24 protein-coding genes, 1 tRNA gene and 1 pseudogene are annotated in these 26,757 nt (G+C 70.0%); 16 read left to right on the top strand and 10 right to left on the bottom strand.

The window, feature by feature from the left end; all coding sequences use genetic code 11:
• Window positions 1-119: 119 nt before the first annotated feature.
• The 8 genes from EIW28_RS23330 to EIW28_RS23360 all read left to right on the top strand — a co-directional run bounded on the left by EIW28_RS23330 (window position 120) and on the right by EIW28_RS23360 (window position 8,396).
• A complete protein-coding gene (locus tag EIW28_RS23330) occupies window positions 120-1,034 on the top strand; it encodes a LysR family transcriptional regulator (protein ID WP_197717440.1) in 915 nt (304 codons plus the stop codon).
• Between the two features lie 104 nt (window positions 1,035-1,138).
• Entirely contained in the window at window positions 1,139-1,531 is a 393-nt protein-coding gene (locus EIW28_RS23335; protein ID WP_125250120.1) for a YciI family protein, read from the top strand.
• Window positions 1,531-2,736, top strand: coding sequence for an RNA polymerase sigma factor (locus EIW28_RS23340; RefSeq protein ID WP_125250121.1), 1,206 nt, complete (start codon window positions 1,531-1,533; stop codon window positions 2,734-2,736). Before EIW28_RS23335 ends, EIW28_RS23340 begins: the two co-directional genes overlap by 1 nt.
• Before the next feature lie 201 nt (window positions 2,737-2,937).
• Window positions 2,938-4,035, top strand: coding sequence for a polysaccharide deacetylase family protein (locus EIW28_RS23345; protein ID WP_125250122.1), 1,098 nt, complete (start codon window positions 2,938-2,940; stop codon window positions 4,033-4,035).
• 116 nt (window positions 4,036-4,151) lie between these two features.
• Window positions 4,152-4,316: a hypothetical protein gene (locus EIW28_RS24435; protein ID WP_158630518.1), complete on the top strand. Its 165-nt coding sequence runs from the start codon at window positions 4,152-4,154 to the stop codon at window positions 4,314-4,316.
• Between the two features lie 121 nt (window positions 4,317-4,437).
• Entirely contained in the window at window positions 4,438-5,568 is a 1,131-nt protein-coding gene (locus EIW28_RS23350) for a DUF418 domain-containing protein (protein WP_125250123.1), read from the top strand.
• A 77-nt stretch (window positions 5,569-5,645) separates the two neighbouring features.
• Entirely contained in the window at window positions 5,646-7,808 is a 2,163-nt protein-coding gene (locus tag EIW28_RS23355) for a DEAD/DEAH box helicase (RefSeq protein ID WP_125250124.1), read from the top strand.
• Between the two features lie 129 nt (window positions 7,809-7,937).
• Window positions 7,938-8,396 (top strand): hypothetical protein, encoded by a 459-nt coding sequence (locus EIW28_RS23360; protein WP_125250125.1) that lies wholly within the window; start codon window positions 7,938-7,940, stop codon window positions 8,394-8,396.
• 1 nt (window position 8,397) lies between these two features.
• Here the strand turns inward: EIW28_RS23360 and EIW28_RS23365 are convergent, their stop codons facing one another.
• Window positions 8,398-8,835, bottom strand: coding sequence for a MarR family winged helix-turn-helix transcriptional regulator (locus tag EIW28_RS23365; protein ID WP_125250126.1), 438 nt, complete (start codon window positions 8,833-8,835; stop codon window positions 8,398-8,400).
• Window positions 8,836-8,920: 85 nt separating this feature from the next.
• On the opposite strand from EIW28_RS23365, the gene EIW28_RS23370 reads away from it, so the two are divergent.
• Together EIW28_RS23370 and EIW28_RS23375 are read left to right on the top strand one after the other, a co-directional pair.
• Window positions 8,921-9,490, top strand: coding sequence for a class I SAM-dependent methyltransferase (locus EIW28_RS23370; RefSeq protein ID WP_125250127.1), 570 nt, complete (start codon window positions 8,921-8,923; stop codon window positions 9,488-9,490).
• 71 nt (window positions 9,491-9,561) lie between these two features.
• Window positions 9,562-9,939, top strand: a complete 378-nt coding sequence (locus EIW28_RS23375) for an ADP-ribosylation/crystallin J1 (RefSeq protein WP_125250128.1) — start codon at window positions 9,562-9,564, stop codon at window positions 9,937-9,939.
• 61 nt (window positions 9,940-10,000) lie between these two features.
• Here the strand turns inward: EIW28_RS23375 and EIW28_RS23380 are convergent, their stop codons facing one another.
• Entirely contained in the window at window positions 10,001-10,957 is a 957-nt protein-coding gene (locus EIW28_RS23380; protein WP_125250129.1) for a phosphotransferase enzyme family protein, read from the bottom strand.
• A 95-nt stretch (window positions 10,958-11,052) separates the two neighbouring features.
• On the opposite strand from EIW28_RS23380, the gene EIW28_RS23385 reads away from it, so the two are divergent.
• Window positions 11,053-11,478, top strand: coding sequence for a hypothetical protein (locus EIW28_RS23385; RefSeq protein WP_125250130.1), 426 nt, complete (start codon window positions 11,053-11,055; stop codon window positions 11,476-11,478).
• A 50-nt stretch (window positions 11,479-11,528) separates the two neighbouring features.
• Here the strand turns inward: EIW28_RS23385 and EIW28_RS23390 are convergent, their stop codons facing one another.
• Together EIW28_RS23390 and EIW28_RS23395 are read right to left on the bottom strand one after the other, a co-directional pair.
• Window positions 11,529-11,990, bottom strand: a complete 462-nt coding sequence (locus tag EIW28_RS23390) for a hypothetical protein (protein WP_125250131.1) — start codon at window positions 11,988-11,990, stop codon at window positions 11,529-11,531.
• Window positions 11,991-12,087: 97 nt separating this feature from the next.
• A complete protein-coding gene (locus EIW28_RS23395) occupies window positions 12,088-12,720 on the bottom strand; it encodes a TetR/AcrR family transcriptional regulator (RefSeq protein WP_125250132.1) in 633 nt (210 codons plus the stop codon).
• A 202-nt stretch (window positions 12,721-12,922) separates the two neighbouring features.
• On the opposite strand from EIW28_RS23395, the gene EIW28_RS23400 reads away from it, so the two are divergent.
• Both EIW28_RS23400 and EIW28_RS23405 read left to right on the top strand, forming a co-directional pair.
• Window positions 12,923-14,317 (top strand): MFS transporter, encoded by a 1,395-nt coding sequence (locus tag EIW28_RS23400; RefSeq protein WP_125250133.1) that lies wholly within the window; start codon window positions 12,923-12,925, stop codon window positions 14,315-14,317.
• Window positions 14,314-15,543, top strand: a complete 1,230-nt coding sequence (locus tag EIW28_RS23405) for an FAD-dependent monooxygenase (protein ID WP_125250134.1) — start codon at window positions 14,314-14,316, stop codon at window positions 15,541-15,543. The genes EIW28_RS23400 and EIW28_RS23405 overlap by 4 nt, the downstream gene beginning before the upstream one ends.
• Before the next feature lie 131 nt (window positions 15,544-15,674).
• Here the strand turns inward: EIW28_RS23405 and EIW28_RS23410 are convergent, their stop codons facing one another.
• Window positions 15,675-16,928 (bottom strand): ATP-binding protein, encoded by a 1,254-nt coding sequence (locus EIW28_RS23410; protein ID WP_125250135.1) that lies wholly within the window; start codon window positions 16,926-16,928, stop codon window positions 15,675-15,677.
• 376 nt (window positions 16,929-17,304) lie between these two features.
• Here EIW28_RS23410 and EIW28_RS23415 point away from each other — a divergent pair, with 376 nt between their 5' ends.
• Window positions 17,305-19,170: a DUF2075 domain-containing protein gene (locus EIW28_RS23415; RefSeq protein WP_197717441.1), complete on the top strand. Its 1,866-nt coding sequence runs from the start codon at window positions 17,305-17,307 to the stop codon at window positions 19,168-19,170.
• A gap of 428 nt (window positions 19,171-19,598) precedes the next feature.
• On the top strand, window positions 19,599-20,693 hold the full coding sequence (locus EIW28_RS23420; protein ID WP_158630519.1) for a PIN domain-containing protein: 1,095 nt from the start codon (window positions 19,599-19,601) through the stop codon (window positions 20,691-20,693).
• A 364-nt stretch (window positions 20,694-21,057) separates the two neighbouring features.
• On the opposite strand, the gene EIW28_RS23425 is transcribed toward EIW28_RS23420, so the two are convergent.
• Window positions 21,058-22,401: a DUF5131 family protein gene (locus tag EIW28_RS23425; protein WP_232014181.1), complete on the bottom strand. Its 1,344-nt coding sequence runs from the start codon at window positions 22,399-22,401 to the stop codon at window positions 21,058-21,060.
• Window positions 22,402-22,757: 356 nt separating this feature from the next.
• Here EIW28_RS23425 and EIW28_RS23430 point away from each other — a divergent pair, with 356 nt between their 5' ends.
• Window positions 22,758-24,032, top strand: a complete 1,275-nt coding sequence (locus EIW28_RS23430) for a tyrosine-type recombinase/integrase (protein WP_125250137.1) — start codon at window positions 22,758-22,760, stop codon at window positions 24,030-24,032.
• A gap of 91 nt (window positions 24,033-24,123) precedes the next feature.
• On the opposite strand, the gene EIW28_RS23435 is transcribed toward EIW28_RS23430, so the two are convergent.
• The 4 genes and pseudogenes from EIW28_RS23435 to EIW28_RS23450 form a co-directional block, all read right to left on the bottom strand.
• A tRNA-Trp gene (locus tag EIW28_RS23435) sits at window positions 24,124-24,196 on the bottom strand.
• A gap of 88 nt (window positions 24,197-24,284) precedes the next feature.
• Window positions 24,285-25,121, bottom strand: a complete 837-nt coding sequence (locus tag EIW28_RS23440; RefSeq protein WP_125250138.1) for a MetQ/NlpA family ABC transporter substrate-binding protein — start codon at window positions 25,119-25,121, stop codon at window positions 24,285-24,287.
• Window positions 25,122-25,160: 39 nt separating this feature from the next.
• The gene (locus tag EIW28_RS23445) at window positions 25,161-25,820 is read right to left on the bottom strand and encodes a methionine ABC transporter permease (RefSeq protein WP_125250139.1); all 660 of its coding nucleotides are present in this window, start codon (window positions 25,818-25,820) and stop codon (window positions 25,161-25,163) included.
• Between the two features lie 53 nt (window positions 25,821-25,873).
• Window positions 25,874-26,584, bottom strand: a pseudogene (locus EIW28_RS23450) (methionine ABC transporter ATP-binding protein); the annotation flags it as partial.
• Window positions 26,585-26,757: the final 173 nt, after the last annotated feature.

Raw genomic sequence — 26,757 nt, forward strand, 5'->3', positions numbered from 1 at the left:
GGCGGGACGCGGCGGCGCGCGCCCGCCGACTGGCGGATGACCAGGTAGATGCTAGGTTTGGTCGATCTAGAAGTCCAACAACTCGCGTTTCTGGTATTGAGAACCCGGGGGAATGATTCATGGACCTGCGCCAGATGGAGTACCTGGTCGCCCTCGCCGATGAGAGGCACTTCACACGGGCGGCGGAGCTGACCGGGATCTCGCAGTCCGGGCTGTCGGCGGCGATCCGCAGCCTCGAGGACGAGCTCGGCACCGCCCTGTTCACGCGGACCACGCGCCGGGTCGAGCCGACCGAGGCCGGGTTCGCGCTGCTGCCGTACGCGCGCATGATGCTCGAACAGGCCGCGGGCGCCCGCGACGCCGTCGTCAAGGCCAGCCGCGCCGTCTCCGGGTCGCTGTCGATCGGCGCCGAGCAGTGCCTCGGGCTCATCGAGGTCAGCCCCCTGCTCGACCGCTTCCACCGCCGCCACCCGCAGGTCGAGACCATGTTCACGCAGTGCGGCTCGCACGACCTCATCGGGATGCTCCGGGCCGGCGAGCTCGACGTCGCGTTCGTCGCCACCGACCGGCACCTGAGCGGCCTGCCGCACCGCGAGCTCGGCCGCGAGCCGCTCGTGGTCGTCACCCCGCCCGACCACCCGCTCGCCGCGCTCTCGTCCGTGCCGTGGGCGGCCCTCGACGACCAGGACTTCGTCGACTTCGGCGCGGCCTGGGGCGTGCGGTCCCTGAACGAGTCGGTGTTCGCCGCGCGCGGCGCCCGGCGGCGCGTGCGCTGCACCGTCAACGACGTCCACACCCTCCTCGACCTCGTCTGCCGCGGCCTCGGCATCGCCGTCGTCCCCCGGCACGTGGCCGCGAAGCCGCAGGCCGCCGCGCTGCGCGTGCTGCCGATCGCCGACGCGGACGTGCCGCAGTGGACCGTCTCGGTCGTCTCCACCGCGTGGGACCAGGCCGACTCGCCCGCCGCGCACCTCCTCGACCTGCTCAACCCCCTCCCCGAGGCGGCCCCCGAACCGGCCCGCCTCCCGGCGTAGAAAAACTTCGAGCCACTTTCGCGGCGGATGTCGAAAACGGCGGCCCGGCCCCGTCGTCCCAGGCGAAGATCCGGAGCAGCCGGACCCGCGACCAGGAGGTCACCGTGAAGTACGTCATCCTCATCCACTCCAACCCGCAGCCGTGGGGCCACCCGACCGGCGACTACATCGCGGAGCACCAGGCGCTGCCCGCCGCGCAGCGCGAGCGCCTGAACGCCGAGTTCGAGCGCCTGCTCACCGAGATGAGCGCGAACGGCGAACTCGTCGCCGCCGAGGCCCTCGCCGACCCCAGCACCGCGACGCTCTACCGCTGGAGCGGCGGCGAGCCGCTCGCGACCGACGGCCCGTACTCCGAGTCCAAGGAGCACCTCGCCGGGTTCTTCCTCATCGACGTCTCCGGACCCGAACGCGCCCAGGAGATCGCGACCGCCTTCTCCGGCCCCGGCGAGACCGTCGAACTGCGCCCGGCGATGTGGCCCGGCGGCGAGGAGCACTGATGGACACCCGGCTCGAGGACGTGTGGCGGCGCGAGTCGCCGCACGTCCTCGGGGCGCTCGTGCGCCGCTACGGCCACTTCGACGCCTGCGAGGACGCCGTCCAGGAAGCCCTCCTCTCCGCCGCGCTCCACTGGCCCCGCGAGGGCCTCCCGGCCAACCCCCGCGGCTGGCTGGTGCGCGCCGCCTCCCGCCGGCTCGTCGACGCCCTGCGCTCCGACCGCGCCCGGCTCGACCGCGAGACCACCGCGAACCGCCTCGCCCCAAGTGAAGCACCAGCCACCGACAGTGACGACTCCCTGCACGTCCTCCTCCTGTGCTGCCACCCGTCCCTGACCCCCGCCTCCCAAGTGGCCCTGACCCTCCGGGCCGTCGGCGGCCTCACCACCGAGCAGATCGCCGCCGCGTTCCTCGTCCCCGTCGCCACCATGGGCCAGCGCATCAGCCGCGCCAAGGCCCGGCTCCAGGCCGCCGGCGCCCGCCTCGGCGACGTCACCCGCGCCGACCTGCCCGCCCGCGTCGAGTCGGCGCGGCAGGTGCTCTACCTCGTCTTCAACGAGGGCTACGCGGCCACCGGCGGCTCCGACCTCCTCGACGTCCCGCTCACCGCCGAAGCCATCCGCCTGACCCGCGAGCTGCACCGGCGCCTCCCCAGCGACACCGAGACCGCGGGCCTCCTCGCGCTCATGCTCCTGACCGAGGCCCGCCGCGCCGCCCGCGCCGACGACCGCGGCGACCTCGTGCCGCTCGCCGACCAGGACCGCGGCCGCTGGGACCGCCCGCTCATCGCCGAAGGCGTACGCCTGGTCGAGGCCGCGCTCCCCGCGGGTCCGGTGGGGCCCTTCCAACTCCAGGCCGCGATCGCCGCCGTCCACGGCGAGGCCGCCGCGTACGCCGACACCGACTGGCCCCAGATCGCCGAGCTGTACCGGATGCTCGACGCGATCGCCCCGAGCCGCGTGGTCACCATGAACCGCGCCGTCGCCGTCGCGATGACCGACGGCCCCGAGGCCGCGCTCGCCATGCTCGACCCGCTCCTGCGCGAGCCGGTGCGCGGCCACCGGCTCCAGGCCGTGCGGGCGCACCTGCTGGAGCAGGCCGGCCGCGCCACCGAGGCGCGCGCGGCGTTCCGCGAGGCCGCGCGCCTCGCCACCAGCACCCCCGAGCAGCGCTACCTCCACCGCAAGGCCGCCGCGCTCGCGGACTGACCGCAGGGCGACCGCTCGCCGCACGTTCGGCGCACCGGGTCCGCCGTCCGGCGCAGGCGTCTTGCCCCCGACCACTCTTAAATCGATAATTCTCAATGTCTATTGCATCGCTCGATCGTCCCCCTCATGACGACCGCGGCCCTCACCCCGGGACCCGTCGACGCAGACTGATGCGCCGCAACGCATCCCAAGGAGGGCAGCATGCCCGGCATCCGCCGCCGCATCCGACCGCTCATCGCCACCCTGTCCGCACTCGCCGTCGCCGCCGCGACCGCCGTCGCGCTCCTCGCCACCGCGAGCCCCGCGCAGGCGCAGACCTGCAACGGCTACGTCGGCCTCACCTTCGACGACGGCCCCAACCCCGGCACCACCACGAGCCTGCTCAACGCGCTCACCGCGAACGGCCTGCGCGCCACCATGTTCAACACCGGCCAGCGCGCCGCCGCCAACCCCTCGCTCGTCGCCGCCCAGGTCAGCGCCGGCATGTGGGTCGCCAACCACTCCTACACCCACGCCGACATGACCCGGATGTCCTCCTCCCAGATGGCCCAGGAGCTCTCCAGCACCCAGCAGGCGATCCAGCGGGCCGGCGGCGGCACCCCGGTCCTCTTCCGCCCGCCCTACGGCGCCACCAACGCCACCCTCAAGTCCGTCGCGGCGCAGCACGGCCTCACCGAGGTCCTGTGGAGCGTCGACTCGCAGGACTGGAACGGAGCCAGCACCGCCCAGATCGTCGCGGCCGCGAACAACCTTCAGAACGGCAGCGTCATCCTCATGCACGACGCCTACCAGAACACGATCAACGCGATCCCGCAGATCGCCGCCAACCTGCGCGCCCGCGGCCTGTGCGCCGGCATGATCTCCCCGACCACCGGCCAGGCCGTCGCCCCCGGCACGGGCGGCGGAGGCGGCGGCGGGGGCGGCACCGGCACCGACCTGCTCCGCTCCGACTCCGCCGGCAAGTGCGTCGACGTGCCCGGCGGCAGCACCGCCAACGGCACCCGCGTCCAGCTCTACACCTGCTACGAGGGCGCGAACCAGCAGTTCACGGTGACCGCCGCGCAGGAGCTCCGCGTCCTCGGCAAGTGCCTCGAACCCTCCGGCACCGCCAACGGCGCCCTCGCCCAGATCAGCACCTGCTCCGGCGCGAACACCCAGAAGTGGACCTTCGGCGCCGACGGCACCGTCCGCAACACCGGCACGAACCTCTGCCTGGACGTCTACAGCAGCGCCAACGGCGCCGCCGTCCAGCTCTACTCGTGCTGGAGCGGCGCCAACCAGAAGTGGACCCGCGTCTAGGCCCCGCGTGCAACCCCTGCACCCCCGGTCCCGCGCCACCCCGCGGGACCGGGTTCCCCAACGGCCCGACGGGATACCCGGGTGCTTCGATGATCGAACCACCCGAGGCGGTTCCCATGCCCCGACGCGACCTCGTCCGCGCCCTGGCCGCCGCGACGGCCCCGCACGGCGCCGCCGCCCGCTGGCTCCTGTGGCTCCCACTCACGCTCTACGCCGGAAGGGTCGCGGTCGCCACGGTCGTCGGCGCCCTCACCGCGTACGCCGCGCTCGCCGGGGACTAGGACCAGGGGAGGAGGCCGCCGACTTTCGTCGGGGAACGCCCCCGGAACCGGATACCTCCGTCACCCCGGCCCGCTACCGCCGCCCGATCCGCGGAACCTTCGTTCTTCCTACGGTCGAGGGATGACCGCCCTCGACGTCCGTCCCGCCGCGGCCACCGAGCGGACCCTCGCGCCCGACCTCGGCCGCGGCCTCATGCTCCTGGCGATCGCGCTCGCCCACGCGCACCTGCTGCTCTACGCGGCCGATCACCGGCCCGGGCCCGTCGACCAGGCGGCCGTCCTCGTGCGCGAACTCCTCGTCGACGACCGCGCCCGCCCCATGTTCTTCCTCCTGTTCGGCTACGGCCTCGTCCAGCTCGCCACCCGCCTCGAATCCCGCGGCGCCGACCGGGCCGCCGTGCGCCCGCTCCTGCGCCGCCGCGGCCGCTGGCTCTTCCTCATCGGCTTCGCGCACGCCGCGGTCATCGGCGTCGACATAATCTCCGTGTACGGCCTCGCCCTGCTCTGCTTCGCGGGCCTCCTCACCCGCTCCGACCGCGCGCTGCTGCACGTCGCGGGCTGGACGACGCTCGCGCTGGCGGCGTTCTTCTTCGCGATGTCCGCGGGCGAGCACTCCTCGGACGCCCTCATGGCCTTCGACCCCGCGGCCGGCGCGACCGACCCCGCCGTGATGGCCTCCTCGCGGTTCGCCGGGTGGGCGTTCGTCGTCGTCGCCTTCGGCTGGCAGGTCCTGCCCGCCATGGCGATCGGCATCTGGGCGGCCCGCCGCCGCATCCTCGAAGCACCCGGCGAGCACCTGCCGCTCCTGCGCCGCACCGCCGCGTGGGGCATCGGCCTCGCCGTCGCGGGCGGCCTGCCGTGGGCGCTCGTCTCCAGCCGCCTCATCGAGACCCCGACGCTCCCGGCGGCCGCCGCCGGCGCCCTCCACGCCGTCACCGGCCTCGCCGGCGGCATCGGCGCCATCGCGGCGATCGCCCTGGCCGCCCGCCGCTCGCGGCGCGGCCCGGCCGCGACCGCGATCGCCGCCCTCGGCCAGCGCAGCCTCACGTTCTACATGTTCCAGTCGGTCGTCTTCCTCGCCGTCTTCGCGCCGTTCACGGCGGGCCTCGGCGGCCGCACCGGGTTCCTCGGCGCGGCCGCCGTCGCCGTCCTCACCTGGCTGCTGTCGCTCGCCCTCGCCGAGGCCATGCGCCGCCGCGGCCACCGCGGCCCCGCCGAACTGCTGCTGCGCCGCCTCACGTACCGCGCCTGAGCCGCAGAAATCCGGTCGATCGCCGAATCAAATCGCCGCCGCGGGGAACCTGAGCTCTCCGACGACAGGAGGCGCGCGTGGCACTCGAACCGGCGAACGTGGAGAAGCGGAAGATCGGCGCGCACGCCCAGCGCACGCTGGACCGGGCCCGCGAGATCTCGCGCCGCGGCTCGGCCCTGCTGGCCGCGCCCGCGCGCCTGCGCGGCACCGTCGAGCGCCGCGCCGAAGCCCTCGCCGTCCGCGCGATCCGAAGCCGCCTGGCCGCGATCCCCGTCGGCGACCTGACCAAGCTCACCGCGCCCGGCACCGGCGTCCCCGCGCTCGAACAGGCCGGGTACGCCACGGTCGCCGACCTCGACGACGCGACCGACCGCCGGCTCCTCGCCGTCCGCGGCGTCGCCAGGCGCACCGTCCAGGAGGTCCGCAAGGCCATCGCGAACCTCACCGACGAGGTCGCCGCCGCCACCCGCATCGAACTCGACCCCGAGGCCCGGCCCGAGGCCGAGACCGAACTGCTCACCGCCCTCGTCGCCGAGCGCGCCGTCCGCCGCGCCGCCGAAGCCGTGCGCGGCCCGCTCGCGCGCTACGACCGGGAGCTCGACGCGCACCTGCCCGTCGCCGAGCGCGCCGCCAGCCGCTGGCGGATGTTCTGGATCGGCCGGCGCCGCCGCGAACGCGTCATGAAGGCGTACCTCGCCGTCGAGGCCGCCGCCGACGGCATGGAGGCCCGCGACCTCGCCGCCGCGATCGAAGCGGCCGAGCCGCTCGCCGACCTCGACGCGTACCGGCCCGAGGACGTGTGGCGCGAGTTCGAGGAGGACGCCGCGTACTACACGACCGCGCTCGCCAACATCACCGGCACCGACGTCGCCGACGCGAGCGCCCTGGAGGACTTCGTCGACCCCGACCAGCGCCGCCGCGTCGAGGCCACCGACCTCGACGTCTCCCACCTCCGCAGCACGCTGCGCGAATACCAGCGCTTCGGCGCGAAGTACGCCCTCCAGCAGCGGCGCGCGATCCTCGGCGACGAGATGGGCCTCGGCAAGACGATCCAGGCGCTCGCCGTGTGCGGGCACCTCGCCTCGACCGGCCGCCGCCACTCGCTCGTCGTCTGCCCCGCGAGCGTCCACACCAACTGGATGAACGAGATCCGCCGGCACACCACGCTCCGCCCGTTCAGCCTCCACGGCCCCCACCGCGAGGAGGCCGGCGAGGAGTGGCTGCGCGACGGCGGCGTCGCCGTCACCACCTACGACACGCTGCACCGCCTCGAATTCCTCGACCGCGCCCCGCACGCCGAGCTCTCCGCGATGATCGTCGACGAGGCCCACTTCATCAAGAACCCGCAAGCCAAGCGCTCCGAGGCCGTCACCGAGCTCGGCGACCGCGCCCACACCACGATCTACCTCACCGGCACGCCGATGGAGAACCGCGTCGAGGAGTTCCGCAGCCTCGTCTCCTACCTGCGCCCCGACCTCGCCGACCGCATCGAGGCGGGCGGCGCCATCGCCGGCGCCCAGGTCTTCCGCCGCCTCGTCGCCCCGGTCTACCTGCGCCGCAACCAGGAGGACGTCCTCGCCGAGCTCCCCGAGCGCATCGACGTCGAGGACTGGGTCCAGCTCGCCGACCCGGCCCGCTACCGCGCCGAGGTCAAGGCCGGCAACCTCATGGGCATGCGCCTGGCCGCCTCCGCCGTCGCCGGCTCCGAGAAGCTCGAACGCCTCGCCGAACTCGTCGAGGAGTCCACCGGCGAAGGGCACAAGGTCGTCGTCTTCACCTACTTCCTCGAAGTCCTCGAAGCGGTCGGGCACAAGCTCGGCGACCTCGTCGCGGGCACCATCGACGGCAGCGTCCCGCCGCGCGCCCGCCAGCGCCTCATCACCGGCTTCGCCCGCACCGAGCGGCCCGCGGTCCTCCTCGCCCAGATCGAGGCCGGCGGCGTCGGCATGAACATCCAGTCGGCCTCGGTCGTCGTCATCTGCGAGCCGCAGTGGAAGCCGAGCACCGAGGACCAGGCGATCGCCCGCGCGCACCGCATGGGCCAGTCGCGCCGCGTCCAGGTCCACCGCCTCCTCGCCAAGGACTCCATCGACGAGCGCATCCGCGAAGTCCAGGAGGGCAAGGAGCTCCTGTTCGACCACTACGCCCGCACCAGCGAGGCCGACCGCCTCGACGACGACCGCGTCCCCGTCGAGGACCGCGCCCTCGAAGCCGAGCGCCTGCGCCTCGGCATCGAGTGACCCGCTTGGTGGAACCCACGAATTTCCGCCCGACACGAGCGGACGAACCGGGCGCAGCGCTGTCGGGGCCCCACGAAACGCGTCCGATTCGCCCGTTCCCGCATTTGACACGGGCTCGACACTGGCCGCATGACACCTGCCTCCCCTGAGCCCGCACCCGCCGGCCGGCCCGCCCGCGCGGGTGGCAAGCGCACCGCCCTCGTCCTCAGCACCGTCGGCTGGTTCGCGCTCGCCTGCGGACTCGTCGGCTGGGCGTTCGCCTCGGGCTTCTGCCTCGACGACCAGACCTGCCGGCAGCTCGACGACGAGGGCCTGACCCGGGACCAGGAGTGGCAGATCGTCCTCGTCGCGGTCCTCGTCTCGCTCGCGGTGCTCGCGCTCCTGCCGTTCGCGCTCGGCATGCCGAAGACGGGCGCGGTCTACGCGGCCCTCGCGCTCGCGTTCACGGTGTGGCTGTCGCAGCAGGACTTCGCGCGCGAGATCGCCCGCGACCTGCTCCGCGACGACGCGCCGGCGCAGGAGCACGAGGTCGATCCCGGCCAGTGCATCCCGCGCAGCGGCGGCGACTCCGAGTGCCCCGGCGGCTGACCTAGTCGGCCCGGTGGGCGCGCATGACGCGCAGCAGCGCGGGCAGGCCCGCCGCGAGGCCCTCGCGCTCCTTCGCGGTCATCGCCGCGGCCCAGTGCTCGTACCGCTCGTGCAGCACGCCGGCCGCGTGCCGGTGGAGGCGACGCCCGGCCGCGGTGATCTCCAGCCGGTAGAGCCGCCGGTTCTCCGGGTCGCGCTCGCGCGTCACAAGGCCCTCCGACTCGAGGTCGGCGACGAGGCGGCTGACGCTGCTCTTCTCGAGCGCCAGGCGCTCGGCGAGCTCGCGCTGCGACATCCCGGAGCGGTGGTCGAGCTCGTGGAGCGCGAACAGCTGCGACATCGACAGCGCCCGCCCGGGGACCACGTGCTCCATGAGCGAGGCCTCGGCGGTGCGCACCAGGTCCATGAGGAGGTGGTGCAGGTGGTGCGCGTCGTCCATGTCGCCCCTTCTCTCGGTTGCATCGTACAACCGAGTATCGTAGACTCGACGGAAAGTTGTAGTGTGCAACTATCGAGGGGGAGTCATGCCGCACGACCACCACCACCGCCACGGCGGCGCCATCGAGGGCCGCCACAGCGACCGCTACAACCGGTTCGCCCGCCTCTTCGCGAAGGCCCAGTACCGCCGCATCGCCGCCGACATCGCCTCGGCCGCACCGCAGGACGCCGCCGTCCTCGACGTCGGCACGGGCCCGGGCCTGCTCCTGCGCAACCTCGCCGACCTCCGCCCCGACCTGCGCCTCGCGGGCGTCGACCTCGCCGCCGACATGGTCGCCCACGCCGAACGCAACCTCGCCGACCTCCCGGCGCGCCCCGACCTCCGCGCCGCCGACGTCGCCGCCCTGCCGTTCGAGGACGGCGCCTTCGACCTCGTCGTCAGCACCTACAGCTCCCACCACTGGTCCGACCCCGAGACCGGCGGCGCCGAGATCGCCCGCGTCCTGCGCCCCGCCGGCCGCTTCCTGAACTACGACTTCCCGCGGGCCCCGTTCGACGCCTTCGACGACCTCACCGAGACCGGCCGCACCGCCTTCCGCACCCCGTGGACGCTCTTCATGAAGACGATCCGCTTCGAGGCCGTCGACCCCGGCTGACCCGCAATCCGGATGCGCCCCCGCTCCCGGTGTGCCACAGTCGCAGTGGCCCCCACCGGAACGGAAGCACCATGACCAAGCCGACCCTCACCCTGTGGCGCCCCTGCGGCCCCGCCGAACTCGACCTCGTCCGCGCCGCCGACTGGCAGGCGTGGCCGCCCCGCCTGCCCGACCAGCCGATCTTCTATCCGGTCCTCAACGAGGAGTATGCGATCAAGATCGCCCGCGACTGGAACGCGCCCCGCGACGGCGTCGGCTACGTGACCCGCTTCGAACTCGACGCCGACTTCGCCGCCCGCTACCCCGTCCGGCAGGCCGGCGGCCGCACCATCCTCGAACTCTGGGTCCCCGCGGAGGAACTCGACGAGTTCAACCGCCACATCGTCGGCCCGATCGAGGTCACGGCCGAATACCGCGCCGCGGGGCACGCGTCGTCCCCGGGACGCTGACGCCGTCCCGGGCTCCCGCGCCATCGAGCCCGCCGAGGACGGCGAGTCCGGCCACCAGCGTCTACAGCGGAGTGAGGGCCGCCCCGCCGCGGTTCGCGAGGTACGCCTTCCAGCTGCGGCAGCCGCCGACCGACTCGATGTCCAGATACGGTGCGGCCCACATGAGGAAGCTCGACGCGTCGACGATCCCGACCAGGTCGAACGCGAGCGGCAGCAGCTCCCGCTCGGCCGCGCTGAGCGGCCTGACGCGCTCGTATCCGGCCACGAGCGCCGCCGCGAGCCCGGCCGGGAGCCGCAGGTCCTCCTGCTCGACGGCGGCATAGTGGCACCAGCGGGCGAGGTCGAGGACGAGCGGGCCGTGGTTGAGCTCGTCGAAGTCGAGCACCGCGACGACCTCGTCCCCGTCCACCAGCAGGTTCTGCCGGTGCAGGTCGTGGTGCAGCGGCCCGGACGGCAGCGCCGCGAGCCGTTCGAGCGCCGCCGCGTGCCGTTCGAGGAACCCGCGCGCCTCCACCCGCCAGAACCGCGCCCCGGCCAGCTTCACGTCGCTCGCCGCCGCCTGCTCCAGGATGCCGCGGCGGTCGATCACGGGGATCCGCTCGTCGGCCCAGCCCGCGGTGACCGTGTGCATTCGCGCCAGCAGCGCCCCGCACCGCACCGCCAGCGCCTCGGTCATCGCCTCCGGCACGGCCCCGGACACGAAGGGGAACACCACGACCGGGTTCCCCGCGAGCAGCGCCACCCGCTCGCCCAGCAAAGGGTGGATCGGCTTCGGCGTCGGGAACCCGCCGTCCGCGAGGTGCTCCAGCAGCGCCACCTCGGCGCTGACCTTGCGGTGGCGGGAGTGCAGGTACTCGCGGATCACCACGTCGCCCCGGTCGGTCGCGATCCGCGCCAGCCGGTTGTCCTCCCCGCCGGTCAGCGGCGCCGGCTCGCCCCGCGCCTCGAGACCGTAGCGCTGCAAGAACTTCGGGTAGTTCAGCCCGAGCGTGCCCTTCGGCCAGACGTGTCCGCTCATCCGAGCAGTATCCCGGCGCGCGGCCCGCCCGCACAACGCGTTATGCGCGCCCCAATCGGCTCGCCCTTCGCGGGCCCGCGCCCTACGATGCGGAGATGAACCGCGTCGAATTCCTCCTCGACCCCGCGGGAGGCCCGCTCCAGATCACGGTCGACGGCGTCCGCCTCGAAGCGCACCTCCGCCGCGCCGAACTCGCCTCCGCCCGCGCCGACGGCCAGGCGGACCTCGCCGGGGCCTACGCCGGCCTCACCCGCACCGACGCCGTCCGCTGGCCCAGCCGCCACTTCCTCGACGCCCCGGCCCTCCCCGGCATCGACGGCACCACCGTCCTCCTCGGCTGCGAGTGCGGCGACTGGGGCTGCTGGCCCCTCTCCGCCCGGGTCGACCTCACCCCGGCCACGGTCACCTGGCGCGACTTCCGCAACGAGCACCGGCCGCACTGGGACCACACCGCCCTCCGGCCGTTCGTCTTCGACCGCGCCCAGTACGAGGCCTCCCTGCGCACCACCGCGCAGGCATAGAAGCGCGCAGCCACAGAAAAGGCCCGGACCGTTCGGTCCGGGCCTTTGAGTCAGCCTTGGATCTGGGCGGTGCGTTCGAGCTGCCTCGCCCGCAACGCGGTGAACATGGGCTTGCGGGTCGGGGACTCGGTGAGGCCGCCGTGCAGCGCCGCGGTCACCGCGACCGCGGCCGCGGACCCGTCGACCGCCGAGATGCCGGCCCCGATGATGTCGAGCACCTCGTCGGCCGCCGCGGCCACGAGCGCGGGCTCGGCGGTCCGGGTGCCGTTGGCGAACCCGCGCGCGAGATCGCTGTCCTCGGTGACGCGCCGGTCGGCGCAGGTGTGCATGCGACGCCCGTACCCGGTGCCCTCGATCCACGAGTCGACCATGAACACGAGCTGGTGGGCCGACCTGTCCCAGAGCAGGTCGCCGTCGAGCAGCTCCGACAGTGCCGGGAGGCGCTCCGCGTGCGCGAGCGTGGACCGGAGTGCGGCCGTAGCGTCGTCCTGGGAGTAATAGCTGTAGGCCATCCCTCAACGGTATCCGGTCGCGGCCCCGAATCCGCAGCCGTCGGGCGTTCAGGCACGAAAAGCTCGTCACTCTCGACGCCGCGCCCGGGCCCCGGCGTCAGGCGCTGCGGTACGCCCGGAGGAACGCCCGCACGCCCGCGACGATGAGCGGCCGCACCCGGGGGTCCTTCACCGCGTTCGCGGAGCCGAGCCGGCTGAGGGTGACGCCGAAGGTCAGCGCGATGAAGTGGTCGGCCGCGAGCCGCGGATCGGGGACGTCGAGCAGCCCGGCCCGGGCGAGCGCGGCGAACCGCTCGCCCATGGACTCCTCGGGGGTGTCGGTCAGGGCGCGGTCGTCGGGGTGGGGGAGGTGGCCCGAGGCGGTGCGCACGAAGCGTTGCAGCGTCGTGTACTCCGCGGAGTCGAGCATGTCGGTCGCGATCCGCATCGAGAAGTCGACCAGGGCGGGTTCGAGCTCGGCGGCGTCGGTCAGGCCGTCGAGGGTGTCGGCCAGGGTGCGCTCGACCGTCGCCAGCAGCGACTGGCCCACCTCGTCGAAGACCGCGTGCAGCAGCGTCTGCTTGTCCCCGAAGTAGTCGTAGACCGTTCGCTTGGACACGCCCGCGCGAGCGGCCACCGCGTCCACGCTCGACCGGTCGAACCCCTCTGTGAGGAACAACTCACGAGCCGCGGAGAGGATGGCGGTCCGCTTCTGCGTGGACCCCGCACGCAGCGTCTTCTCCGTCGGCATAGGCAGATCCTAACGGACTTCGCGCGGGGCCCCCTGGCGGTCGCAGGCCGCGCGACCCCTGAGATTGCACTACACCGTGTAGTGTAAAAATCCGGAAGGCACGGTCCGCGGCGGTCCTCAGATCGCTTCCGGCGCTTGACCATCGGCTCACACGAGCCGCCGCGCCCGGCGAGGCCGCGCCCGCCATCGACGAAAGGACGTCATGGTCGCAACGCTCGAACCCCAGGCCAAGATCGGCAAAGCGGCGATCGGGGCCCTCGGCGCCCTCGCCCTGGCCCTCGGCACCCTGCAAGCGGTGGTGGAGCCCTCGCTCCCGATGCTCCAGCACGACCTCGGCATCGGCCCCGCCGCCGGCTCGCTCATCTTCATCACCCTGCTCATCACCGGCGCCGTCGTCGCCCCCATCGCGGGCAAGCTCGGCGACCGCTACGGCGGCAAACGAGTGCTCGTCGTGCTCATGACCGCCGTCTCGGCCGGCGGCCTGCTCTCCAGCGTCGCCCCGAACCTCCCGGTGCTGCTCCTCGGCCAGGTCCTGCAAGGCGCGATGGTCGGCGCGCTCCCGCTCTCGTTCATCCTGGTGCGCAAGCACCTCCCGCCCGGCCGGACGCAGGTCGCCGTCGGCGTCGTCAGCGGCCTCTTCACCGGCGGCGGCCTCGTCGGCATGCTCAGCGCCGGGCCGATCGCCGAGCACCTCTCGCGCCACTGGATGTTCGCGATCCCGACGATCGCGATCATCGCGGCGACGCTGACGGTCGCCCGCCTCATGCCCGACGACCCGCCCGCCGAGTCGGACGCCCGCATCGACTGGCTCGGCGTGATCCTCCTCAGCTGCACCCTGGTCGGCCTCGTCCTCGGATTCACGGCGGTCACCGGCGGCGGCCTGCCGCCGCTGGCGAGCGCAGGCGTCATCGTGGTCGTGGCCGCCCTCGCGACCGGATGGGTCCTCGTCGAACGCCGGGCGGCCTCGCCCATGGTCGACCTGCGCATGCTCGCCATGCCGGCCGTGTGGAGCGCGGGCGTCGTCACCCTCCTCATGAGCCTCGGCCTCGGCATGGCCGTCTACCTGGTCCCGCAGCTGCTCTCGGCCCCGGCGTCGGCATACGGATTCGGCGCCGACCCGTCCGAGATCGGCGTCTTCCTCGTGCCCGCGACCGTCGCCGGCGTGGTGGCCGGCACCGTCGCCGGCATCGCCGCACGGCGGTTCGGCCCCCGCGCGGTCGTCACCGCCGGCGCCGCCGCCACGGCCGCAGCCCTGATCGCCCTCGGCCCGCTCCACGACGCGACCTGGCAGCTGGTCGCCGCCCGAGCGCTCATCGGCTTCGCCGTCAGCGTCAGCGCCGTGGCCCTCCTCGCCGGCACCGCCACCGCCGTCGACGCCAAGGACACCGGCATCGCCACCAGCCTGCTCGTCGTGACCCGCGTCATCGGCGTCGCCATCGGCGCCCAGACCGCCGGCGCGATCCTCGACGCCGGCACCGACCCGGCCACCGGCCTGCCCGCCGAATCGTCCTTCACCACCGGCTTCGTGACCGCCGGCCTCATCGCCGCCGCGTCACTCCTCGCCGTCCGCGCCATGAAGAAGGGAACCCAGTCATGACCTCTGGCAACTCGCGCACCCGGAACGTGCTGATCTCAGGAGCCAGCATCGCCGGACCCGCTCTGGCCTACTGGCTCCACCGGTACGGATTCCGAGTCACCGTCGTCGAGAAGGCGAGCGCCCCGCGCAGCGGCGGCTACCCGATCGACGTGCGCGGCACCGCGATCGACGTCGCCGCGCACATGGGCATCCTCCCGCGCCTGCAAGCGGCCCACGTCCACACCGAACGGATCACCTTCCTCGACCCCGACGGCGCCGAGATCACCACCCTCGCCCCGCACACCCTCGCCGGCAGCGTCGAAGGCCGCGACCTCGAAGTCCGCCGCGGCGACCTGACCGCGATCCTCTACGACACCGTCCGCGACGACGTCGAGTTCCGCTTCGACGACTCCATCGACACCCTCGACCAGACCGACCACGGCGTCGACGTCACCTTCCGCAGCGGCGTCCACCGCACCTTCGACCTCGTCGTCGGCGCCGACGGCATCCACTCCCACACCCGGAACCTCCTGTTCGGCCCCGAATCCCGCTTCCACCGCCACCTCGGCTTCCGCTTCGCCGTCTTCACCATGCCCAACACCCTGGGCCTCTCCCGCGAACTCCTCATGTGGAACGCCCCCGGCAGGTCAGCGGCCCTCTACGCCACCGGCACCCGCGACGACGACCTCCACGCGTTCCTGAACCTCCACGCCCCCGAAGGCACGGCAGCGGACGGGGAGCCGGAACTCCCCGCCCGCCGCGAGTCCGCGGAACCCGACACCGACCTGATCACCTCGGCCTTCACCGACACCGCCTGGCAGATCCCCGACATCATCGACGCCATGGGCCGCGCCGACGACCTCTTCACCGACACCGTCGCCCAGATCCACCTGCCCGCCTGGTCCACCGGCCGAACCGCCCTCGTCGGCGACGCCGCCTACGCCCCCTCCTTCCTCACCGGCCAAGGCACCAGCCTCGCCCTCGTCGGCGCCTACATGCTCGCCCACGCCCTCGCCTCCCACCCCACCCACACCGCAGCCCTCACCGCCTACGACCACACCACCCGCCCCTTCGTCACCGCCAACCAATCCCTCATCACCCACGGCTCCGCCGCCCTCTTCCCCACCACCGCTCAAACCCTCAACGACCGCAACAAAAGACTCCAAACCCTCGCCACCCTCCCCACCCCAACCCCCAGACCCGCCTACACCGCCCTCACCCTCCCCGAGCCCCCACCCACGCCCTAAGAAATACGCCGCAACACCGAGAAAAGGCCCGGACCGTTTGGACCGGGCCTTTTCTTGCAGGAATCATCGGGGCATGCACGAGCTCGTGCTTGCGGGTCGGCGCGATGCGCGCCCGACGGGAACCGTCTGATCTACACGGTGCTTGGGCGGGACCAGAGCGCGGCGATCGGAGCTGCGACCAGCTGGTCGCCGAGCGTGAATGAACGTGGACCGGTGTGAAGGACCGCGCCTCCGAGGAATCGGTCGCCGAGCTCGTCGCGAAGCCAGGCCAGATGCCGACCGTCCTTCGTCGTGACCGCCGATGACGACTTGATCTCGAAGGCGAACACGCTGCCGTCGGGGTACTCGGCGAGAAGATCCACCTCGTGGAGCTGGTCGTTCGTGCGCAGGTGGTGCAGGACCGGATCTGACTCGCCCAGGCGGGCCTCGACGCGGAGCTGGCTGGCGACGAAGGTGTCGAGCATCCGCCCGACCATGTCGGCGTCGCGGCGGAGGCCCTGGCGGTCCACCTGGAGGACGGCGGCCGCGATGGCCGGATCGATGACGTATCGCTTCGGCGTCTTCGCGAGGCGTTTCAGGCGGTTGCTCCACCATGCCGGCACCTCTTCGACGAGCAGAAGATTGCCGAGCAGGCGGTCGTACGCCTGCGCGGTCCTGCTGTTGATGCCTGCGGCCTCGTACAAGGTCTTCGCGACCGTGACCCCGGCGGTGTTGAGACAAAGAGCGTGCAAATACCGCCGCAGCTTGATCGGATCCCGCCCGCTGTCGACGAGTTCGGCGTCCCGCGACACCACCTGATCGACGTATGCCCTGAGCCACCGGTTCCTCGCTGACGCGCTCGAAGCCAGGACGGAGTCCGGATACCCACCGCGGATCGCGTAATCCAGGTAGTCATTGAGGCTCAGCTCTGTCCTCGTGCCTCCCAGCGTGCCCTGAGGATCAGACCGCAGGCGATCGAACAGCGGAGCCAGGTCCGCAGCTCCCTCGATCTCCCTCTGCACGAGTCCGTACATCGCGACCCGAATCGCACGCCCGGTCAGCGGCCACCCCTCGGCTTCCAGATCTGAACGGACGGAACCGGTGATGAGGAACGCCCCCGGCCCGGGTCGCGCGTCGACCGCACGTTTCACGGCACCGAGAACCTCTGGAGCCACCTGCCACTCGTCCAGCAGCACCGGCCGGTCCACGTCAAGGGCCCCTTCAGGATCGGCGCGCACGACCGCCGCCTCGGCATCACGGTCAAGCTGAATCGCGGTTCGCGCGTGACGCCGAGCCGTGGTCGTCTTGCCGCACGCACGTGGTCCGACGATGAGCACGGCCGGAAATGCCTCCATGAGTTCATCGACCAGATGATCTGCGATGCGGGCAATATAATCCCTGTTCATGGCGGAACAATACCAAGATTATCATGCGATCGATACCAAGATTATCGGCATGTCGATGCTAATTTTCTCAGGCTTGCGTTGCTGGGCCGTGTGGCTTCGATGCAGGAAAGGTCCGATGGGGTGAGCACCCGACTCGCCGCGCTGCTGAGTCGCAGTGGTCGACCTGACGCGTTCACCAGTTCCCGTTGCTACTTGCCTCGGCGGCAACAGAGACCGCTCCTCGGCGTCGACCATGTTGGGCAGCTGCCGGTTACGATGTCGCGGTACCTAAGTTGCGGCCCGCCGGGCTTCCGCCGAGAACGGGCGGACATGCCCCCATCCCGCACGAGTTTCTCGTGTGCCTGGGGGAAGTCCATTGGCGATCCTGCGACGGTCCGTGAAGAGCCTGACTCCGGTCGACCCTGCGTTCCTGCCCGGTCCTCAACTCAGCGTGGTGATCTCGGACCAGTACCTTCGTCATTGCGGGGCGAAGCCCAACAAGGGCGAGGTCAGATCCTGGGAGCGCAGTATTCCCATGCTCGTTCAAGACCTGGCCGACGCCGGCCTTGACGGCGTCGAGCTCATGATCGAACACCGGTTGCCGCTCACAGCGAAACGCGCCGACGTCATCCTGGCGGGGATCGGGCACGGCGGCGAAGACCGCTACGTCATCGTGGAACTCAAACAGTGGAGCTCGGCTGAGCTGTTCGAGGACGATCCGCATCTGGTACTCGTCCCCGGTATGCGCGGTGGGCCGAAGCTGCACCCTGCATTGCAGGCGAACACCTACCGGGACTACCTGCTCGACTTCACAGAAGGCTTGCAATCCTCGCAGGTCGACAGCATCGCCTACCTCCACTACGCGCAGGACGGGGATGTGTTCGACCTCCTGGGCGATACGGGAGCCGCCCCGACGCGGATGTTCACCGCCAGCCGCCGAGGAGAGCTCCTGAAATATCTGGCGAGTGTGTTCGCGCCGATTTCGGGCGCGGCTGCGGCGGATCGGCTTGAGGCGGCCCGTATCAGGCCCACGAAGCAGTTGCTCCGGCACGCCGCGCCGGTGCTGAAGGGGCGCGACCACTTCGTTCTGCTCGATGAGCAGCGTCTCGCATTCGAGCTGGTCCGCCATGCTGTGGAGAAAGCGCGACGCGCTGACCACAAGACCGTGGTGATCGTCACCGGGGGTCCGGGTTCCGGCAAGAGCGTCATTGCCCTGTCCCTACTCGCAGACATGGCCGCCCGCGGTTACGCCGCGGTGCACGCCACCGGCTCCAAGTCCTTCACGGAGACGATGCGCCGCTATGCGGCACGAGGATCGACCAGGACCAAGAACTTGTTCAAGTACTTCAACAGCTTCATGAAGGCGACCCCGAACGACCTCGATGTGCTCATCAACGATGAAGCGCACCGAATCCGCGAGACCTCTGCGAACCGCTATACCCGCGCCGAGGATCGTTCGGGCCGACGGCAGCTGGACGAGTTGATCTCAGCTGCGCGCGTACCGGTGTTCCTGCTCGACGAGCACCAGATCGTCCGCCCGGGCGAACTCGGGACGGTGGGCGACATCCGCGCCCACGCGATCGCGCGGGGCCTGGACGTCCACGAGGTCGAACTCGACGCGCAGTATCGCTGCGGCGGATCACGCCTGTACGAGAACTGGGTGCTCGGACTACTCGAGCTGGGGGGCCGACAACCCGAGGCGTGGTTCGGCGACGAGAACTTCACCGTCGAAACTGTGGGAACCCCGCATGCCCTGGAGTCCCGGCTCTCACTGCACCTTGACGGGGACTATTCCGCGCGTATGACTGCCGGCTACTGCTGGAAGTGGTCGAAACCGAAGACCGACGGCACGCTCGTACACGATGTGGAGATCGGTGACTGGTCCAGGCCGTGGAACGTCAACGGCGATCGCTCGGTGGGAACCGCGCCCCCGTCCGCCCTCTGGGCCACGCACGAGGGCGGTTTCGGCCAGGTCGGCTGCGTCTACACCGCCCAAGGGTTCGAGTACGACTACAACGGTGTGATCATCGGTCCCGACCTCATCTATCGCAACGGCCGCCTGACCACCGACCGCGCCGCAAACCGCGACCCGGCGATTACCAAGAAGGTCACTGACGCCGAGGCCTACCGACTCATCCGGAACACGTACAAGGTGCTGCTCACACGCGGGCTGCGGGGCACGATCCTGTACTCGTCCGATCCTGAAACCCAGGACTACCTTGCGTCCCTTATGAGGACCAGAGCCGAGCCGCGCGCGGCCTGAACTGAGCTCAACCCTTCAAAACCAGAAGGCCCAGACCACAAGGTCCGGGCCTTTCTTCATGTTGCAGGGATCATCGAGGCCTATAGGAATCTATTTCCCCTGGTTAGGGCGCTGCATGGCTGCGTAGCGGCGGTAGCCCCATGAAAATAACTCCACGTGTGGCTTGGAACGGGCGAGCCGATGATCAGCCTTGCCCAGGGCCTCAACGGAGCCCGTATCTGAGGGAGCCAAACTAGGAAGGATTCGATCGAGCCGTGAACCAATCTGGTGAGTTCACGTGCATGTGTCAATGGCCAGTTGCGGATATGGAAGGAGGGCTGTGTGCCTCCTGGTGTCGTTGTTGCACAAGGGGATGCATGGCCAGAATGCTGTCGTGAGCTGCCCGTGGGCAGCCATGGTCGTTACCAGATAGCATAGAATCTTGCAATGTGAAGACAGTTCTCCTGGACGCGAATGAGTTGGCTCGTGACTTTCTTTGCACGGGTCTGCCGTATCAACTGCTGTACCACATGCCTGCCTCGGTCTGGAGCGTATGCGTATCAGCGGTGGTGTTCGAGGAGACCGTTGCAAACTATGAGCGAGCATTGGAGGACATGCGCTCGAAGGTTGCGCAGCTTACGAAGCCGCGGCGCCGCCTTGGGCTTCCACCGATCGAGCTCGCCGATGCGGACTTCGACTACCGCTCCTACCTCAGTGAGCGATTCGACGACCAACTTGGTATTACCGTACTACCTTGGCCGCAAGTCTCTCACCAGGATCTGGTCAAGCGGGCTGTTCAACGGTCACGGCCGTTTGATGAGCGTGGCAGTGGCTACAGAGACTCGCTTATATGGGCCGATGTCGTAAAACTCGCGGAGCAGGGCCACGATGTTGCACTCGTGTCACTCGACAAAGCCTTTGCTGGCAGTGATGGACAGCTTTCATCAGAGCTTGAAGCTGAGATCGCGCCCCTAGCGGGTACGGTTGAGCTTGTTCGTGATTTTCCTTCATGGCTGATCTCGGAGGTGCCGTGGCAAGTCGATGATCTCAGATCCGCAATCGCTCAAGGCCGTGACGAACAGTTCTGGGAGTATTTCGTTAATTCGGACTTCCAATCGGAGATCTATCCAGATATCGAGGACTTGGGGTTCAGATGGACCCCGTACCATTGCGAAATTATTGATGTTGAATGGGGCGGTCTGTTTGAAGTTATTCGCAGGTCAGATACCCCTGACGGGACCTCTCTGGTCGAATATGCGGTCGATTACAACGTAGAGTTTGAGGCCGAATTTCCTGAGTCGTTTGAGCCTGACCCGGGCTGGACAATAGAATTGACAAAGATTCCTCGCGCAGTCAGGGCGGATGGCTCCATTCGACTGATAATTCGAATTGCAGTCCTCTTCGGTGGCGAGTTCGGGTTTTCGGTGGAGCAGCTCTCTTGGCGACGCGCTGACGGCGATGGGCCAGGATTCCCGGTCTACCGTCCGGAGCTCGACCCCAATCAGCTGTCTCTTTTCGCTGCAATGGGCCTGAGTGAAGATTAAGACTTACATAGAGCATTTGGGCATGCGCGCCAAAACGAGTTCGAAAGCTGATGCAGCGTCGCTCTAAGAGTTAGTCGTTGCTTGTGTGAATGAATGTCGGTCGCCGAACATTGACGTTGCACGGGGGACTTCGAAGTCCGATCGGACGTAAGCAAAGGCTTTCAATCAGCGTGCTTGACGAAGTGCCCTCTTGCTCAGCGTGAACTTAACAGAGTCTCCCTTTGCTGACTGGCTCATCGCTGCATTCCTATTCCCATGTCGTGTAACTAAAGATGTCACTGACAGCGACGGCGGAAACTGAATACTGACAATCGCCATGCACTCGCATTTTACTTGTCCAGGCGTCTCGCTCCTCGCCGGAGGCTCATGGTTGTGCGGATTGGAGGTCGCAGGGCTCCCTCGGCAGCGAGCCGTTGCTGGATTCGGCGTTCGCTGCGGGTGAGCACTCCTGACGGCCGTCATCTACCTCGCAGTCGTGTGACTGGTGCGGCTCATTTGGAAGCGCTTCGTCGGCTGGCGCGGGCATCTCGCGGACGCGGAGGTGTTCAGGCCAGTCGAGTGGGTCGCCACCCTTAGGGTTTCTGAGCCCAGCGGCCCACACCGAGCCCATCTGCTTGACGAACACCGTGGTCGCGGCGGCCTGGCACTGCTCGACCAGGCTGGTCGCCCACTCCTGCCGCATGGGGCGGGCACCGGGCCCGGACTCGCCGCCGACGATCACCGAGTCCAGGAGGGACCCGCGGCCGGAAACGGTCCACATGCCCATGTCGGACCACTCGACGCCCAGCCACTTGGAGAGGTCCACCGATCCAAGCAGGGGTTCTGCGGAGACGAAGCGGACGGCGGCCGGGGTCTTGACGAGCTCGGGGATTCGACGGTCGGCCTGTTCCTGGTCCTCGGCGGAAACGCCCAGCCAGACGTTCGGCAGCGGCCACATTCCCTGCGGGTTGTAGATGCTGGAGACCCAGTCGGGGTTGTTCAGCAGGGATCGCATCCGTGGGGCGCGCTTGGTGAGGATCAGGTAGGTGTGCTGCGGAGTGGCGGCCATGGTCGCGAAGACGCCTGCGATGAAGTGGTCGTCGACCTTCGGGTGGAACAGGTCGGACATGGAGTTCACGAACACGGTCCGCGGCTTGCGCCACCGCAGCGGGATCGACAGTGCGTTGTAGTGGACGGCGACGCCGAATCCAGGACCGGACGTGCGCGGGTCCCCGTCGGTCTGGTACTTCTCGGACCCCATGGCCTTGAGCCGCTTCGCCATGGTCAGCGCGTAGCAGTTGTCGCAACCAGGGCCACCGACGCCACAAGCCTCGGCAAGAACGCCGTTCGCCACTTCATCTACGGAGCCATCCCGCTCGCAGCCGCCGCCATCGCCGTCCTCTGGCAGATCCTCGCCCCGTACGTCCCCCACAGCCACCAAGGACTCCTGTTCGGGATCGCCGTCTACTGCGGCAACATCTCGCTCGCCGTGTGGCTGTGGTGCGCCGTGCAAGTCGTCCGCCAGCAGTTCGTCGAACGCGACCGCCTCGCCGATGCACGCGTCGACCGATTCCAACAGGAGGTGTACGTCATCAACGAGACCCTGACCGAACGCCACGCGCAACTCATCGCTCGGCTGGACAAGCTGTGTCGCTCTGTCGAAGGGCTGCACCGCCACCGGGTGCAGTTTGAGGAATGCCAGCAGGCGATCCTCCAAGAGGTCGCGCACAACCGGAACCTGATCCTCGGAACCGACGCTCCGTCGATCCCCAGCCAGCAGCTCGGGCCGCGTCGGCTTAATTAGGCACGGCGGCCCCGGGCCAGTGGGGACCGGCCCGGGGCCGCCTTTCTCGCAGTCCCCTGGAGATGACGATGCCGGACAAGAGGGTCTGGATCACCGACCGGAGCAGGCACAAGGACTATCAGGAGGCGGTGCGGAAGGCGAAGGCGGCCAGGCGGACACCACCGGGGCGATGGCGAGTCCATTGAATCGATCCGGAGGGGAAGGAGCGCAACAAGACCTTCCGCACCCTCGGTGCCGATGACGGCGAGCGCGAGGACACTGCGCACTGGTGGCGTCGCAAGATGGAGCGCGAGCTCAACGGTGACGCGGGAGCCGTATACATCGACCCGGACGCCCGCAACACGCCCTTCAAGACCGTCGCCGAGTCGTGGTGGGCGGCCCGGGACGTGAAGCGCTCCTCCCACGACCGGTACCGCACCGCGCTCGACACGCACATCCTTCCCCGCTGGGGCCCAGTCCCGATCGGAGCGATCTCGGCCCGGGACCTGGCCGGCTGGATGACCCGCCTCAAGCGAGGCGGCGGGGTGACCGACATCGACAAGGGGAAGCTCGGCGCCAGCCAGCGCCGGACCGTCTTCACGGTCGCCAACTCGATCTTCGACTGGGCGGTGCCCGATCTGATCGCGTCGAATCCGATGCAGGACAAGAAGAAGATCAAGCGGCCCAAGCCGAACCACGTGCACCACCACGCTTACCTGGACTACCCCGAGATCGAAGCGCTCGCCGACCTATGCGACGGACTGCTCACCAAGCGGGCGCGGCCGGCCGTCGGCGTCGTCGAAGGCGTCCACGGCATGCTGATCCGCACCCTCGCTTACACCGGGTTGCGCGCCGGCGAAGCCCTGGCGTTGCGGGTGCAGCACGTGAAGCACGCACTCGCGCGGCCGGTCCTCCAAGTGCGCGCGACGCTCGTGGAGGACGACCGCACGGGCGAGATCTACTTCCAGGACCCCAAGAGCAACGAGTCCCGCGACGTGCCGATCGCCGCCTCGCTGGTGCCCGGGTTCGCGGCGCTGTGCGAGGGCAAGTCCGAGGACGACTTGGTGTTCAGCATCGGCGGGCTTCCGATCCGGCTGCGGAACTGGCGCAACCGGATCTTCAATATCGCCCGCGGCCTCCTCGGCCTGCCCGCGGCGCTGACTCCGCACAAGCTTCGGCACACGGCGGCGAGCCTGGCGATCCGGGCCGGGGCGACTGTCCTGGGGGTGCAGAAGCTCCTCGGCCACGCCTCGCCCACGGAGACGCTGAAGACCTACATGCACCTGTGGGACGACGAGATCTGGAAGGTCGCCGACGTGCTTGACCGGGGCCGGATCGACTCCCTCGCCGTCGCCGCCGAACTCGACGGCGTCACGGCCCTGGTCGCCGAGATCGCTGACCGACTCGACGAAGTCCAAGCGCTGCTGGAACTCATCGGCATCTACGACGGCTCGGATTCGCTGCACAGGGAGCTGGAGCGGGTGGAGCGGCGCAGCCGCGAAGTTGGCGAGTTCCTGCACGAGGTCGCCGCCGGCGTCGACGCCGGGTGGAACGCCGCGATGGCGCAGGGCGGGTGAGCTTCCGTTCCCATCCGTTCTGCATCCGTTCCAGATGTAGAAACAGGTCAGGCCCGGGTTCTGAAACCCGGGCCTGACCTGTGTCTTATTGCAGGAGTGACAGGACTCGAACCTGCAACCCTCGGTTTTGGAGACCGATGCGCTACCAATTGCGCCACACTCCTTCGCCAGCCCGTTGCCCGGCTGGCCGCAACTATCTTACGTGGCGGGGTTCAGCCGGTGCAACCGGGTTGGCGGTGATGTCGGGCCTGGTCAGGAGGCCGGGACGACGGAGCCGTCGGACCAGGTGTCGAGGATGAACTGCTTCACCTCGTCGGACTGGAGGAGCTCGGCGAGCTTCTGGACGTCCTCGTTCTCGGCGTTGGCGGCGGTGGTCACCAGGTAGTTGGCGTACGGGTTGCCGTCGGGGGACTCGGAGTGGAGGGCGTCCTCGGCGGGGCTGAGGTCGGCCTCCAGGGCGTAGTTGCCGTTGATGACGGCGGCGTCGACGTCCTCCAGGGAGAGGGCGAGCTGGGCGGCCTCGAGCGGGACGAACTCGAGGTGCTTCGGGTTCTCCGCGATGTCGTCCTCGGTGGCGAGGGTCGCGTCCACGCCCTCGGCGAGGGTGATCAGGCCCGCGTCGGCCAGGAGGGCGAGCGCGCGGCCGCCGTTGGAGCCGTCGCCCGGGATGGCGATCTGGGCGCCGTCAGGGATCTCCTCGACCGAGGCCAAGGAGTTCGAGTACAGGCCCAGCGGCTCGATGTGCACCGCGGCCACGGTCACCAGGTCGGTGCCGTTGGCGGCGTTGTACTCCTCCAGGTAGGGCTCGGTCTGGAAGAAGTTCGCGTCCACCGAGCCGTCGGAGGTCGCCACGTTCGGCTGGACGTAGTCGGTGAACTCCTCCACCTCGACCGTCAGGCCGGCGGCGTCGGCGAGGTTCTCGGCGATGAAGTTGAGGATGTCGGCGTGGGGGACCGGGGTCGCGGCGACGACGACGGTGCCGTTCGTCTCAGTGGCCTCGGACCCGCCCGAGTCGTTCCCGCAGGCCGCGAGGGTCAGAGCGGCGGCTGCGGCGACCGAGGTCCCGATCAGGGCACGGCGATTGAACATGGTCTGCTCCTAAAGGAAAGGTAGTGGGATTGCAGTGCGTTATCGGCGGTCGAGGGTGCGGGCGCACCGGTCGCCGAGGATCTGGAACAGCTGCACGAGCACGACGAGGATCACGAGCGGCCAGATCATGTACTCGGTCTCGAAGCGCTGGTAGCCGTAGCGGTACGCGAGGTCGCCCAGGCCCCCGCCGCCCACGATCCCGGCCATCGCCGAGTACGAGACGACGGCGACGAGCGTCACCGTGAAACCGCGGATGAGGCCGGGCGTGGCCTCGGGGAGGACGACGCGCCACACGAGCGCCGGCGTCGAGGCGCCCATCGCCCGGGCCGCCTCGATGAGGCCGGGCTGGACTTCCAGGAGCGCGCCCTCCACGAGGCGCGCGAAGAACGGGATCGACGCCACCGTCAGCGGCACGATCGCCGCCTCCGTGCCGATGCTCGTCCCCGTGATCAGCCGCGTCAGCGGGACGACCGCGACCATGAGCAGCACGAACGGCGCGCTGCGGCCGATGTTGACGACCAGGCCCAGCGGCGCGTTCAGCACCGCGATCGGCCTCGGGCCCGTCTTCGACGTGATGTAGAGGACGGTGCCGAGCAGCAGCCCGCCCGCGAGCGTCCACAGCCCCGCGACCGAGACGATGTGCAGGGTCTCCCAGAACGCTTCCGTGAGCAGTTCGACGAGCCGGTCACCGGAGTTCACCGCGCCACCTCCTCGCCGAGGAGCCGCGCGGCCAGGCGGCGCGCCTGCCCGCCCAGGCGCGAGTCGGCGTCGGCCAGGAGCTCGGGCACGGGGCCGACCTCCACGAACCGGCCGGCCTCCATCACCGCGGCGCGGTGGCAGATCCGGGTGATGACCTCCAGCTCGTGCGTGATGAGCAGGACGGTCAGCCCCAGCTCGCGGTTCAGGCGCGCGAGCAGGTCGAGGATCTCGTCGGTCGTGTCGGTGTCGAGCGCGCTGGTGGCCTCGTCGGAGAGGAGCACGGCCGGCTCGGACGCGAGCGCCCGCGCGATCGCCAGGCGCTGGCGCTGGCCGCCCGAGAGCTGCCCCGGGTAGGACGTCGCCTTGTCGGACAGGCCGACCAGGTCGAGCAGCTCCAGGGCCCGCTCCCGCCGGGCGGCGCGCCGGACGCCGCGGAACCGCAGCGGCAGGGCCACATTGGACGCGGCATTGCGGTTGGATAGCAGGTTGAAGTGCTGGAAGATCATCGCCGTGTGCGAGCGGGCCTCACGCAGCTCGCGGCCGCGGAGCGCGGTCAGGTCGCGGCCGGCGACCTCTACGGTGCCCGCGTCGGGGCGGGTGAGGAGGTTCGCGGTGCGCAGGAGCGTCGACTTGCCGGCGCCGGAGCGGCCGAGGATGCCGAAGATCTCGCCGGAGGCGACGTCGAGCGAGACGTCGTCGAGGGCGGTGAGCTCGCCGAAGCGCTTGGTCACACCGGACAGGCGGATGCTGGGACTGGAGTCCATGGGAAGGAAAGGTCGCTTTCGCTGGGGGAGATCGCCGCTTCGGGGCGCGGCGGTGCGGGAGCCCTCAGCAGGCGCACATTCGACAGCACGACGCGGCGACGCGGCGGGCGTCGCTGAGGCGTTCGAGGTGCTGTGCGGTCATAGCCTATGAGTCAAGCAGGAGTTCGTGCCGA

The sequence above is a fragment of the Glycomyces terrestris genome, from assembly GCF_003933745.1.
Taxonomy (GTDB): Bacteria; Actinomycetota; Actinomycetes; order Mycobacteriales; family Micromonosporaceae; genus Glycomyces; species Glycomyces terrestris.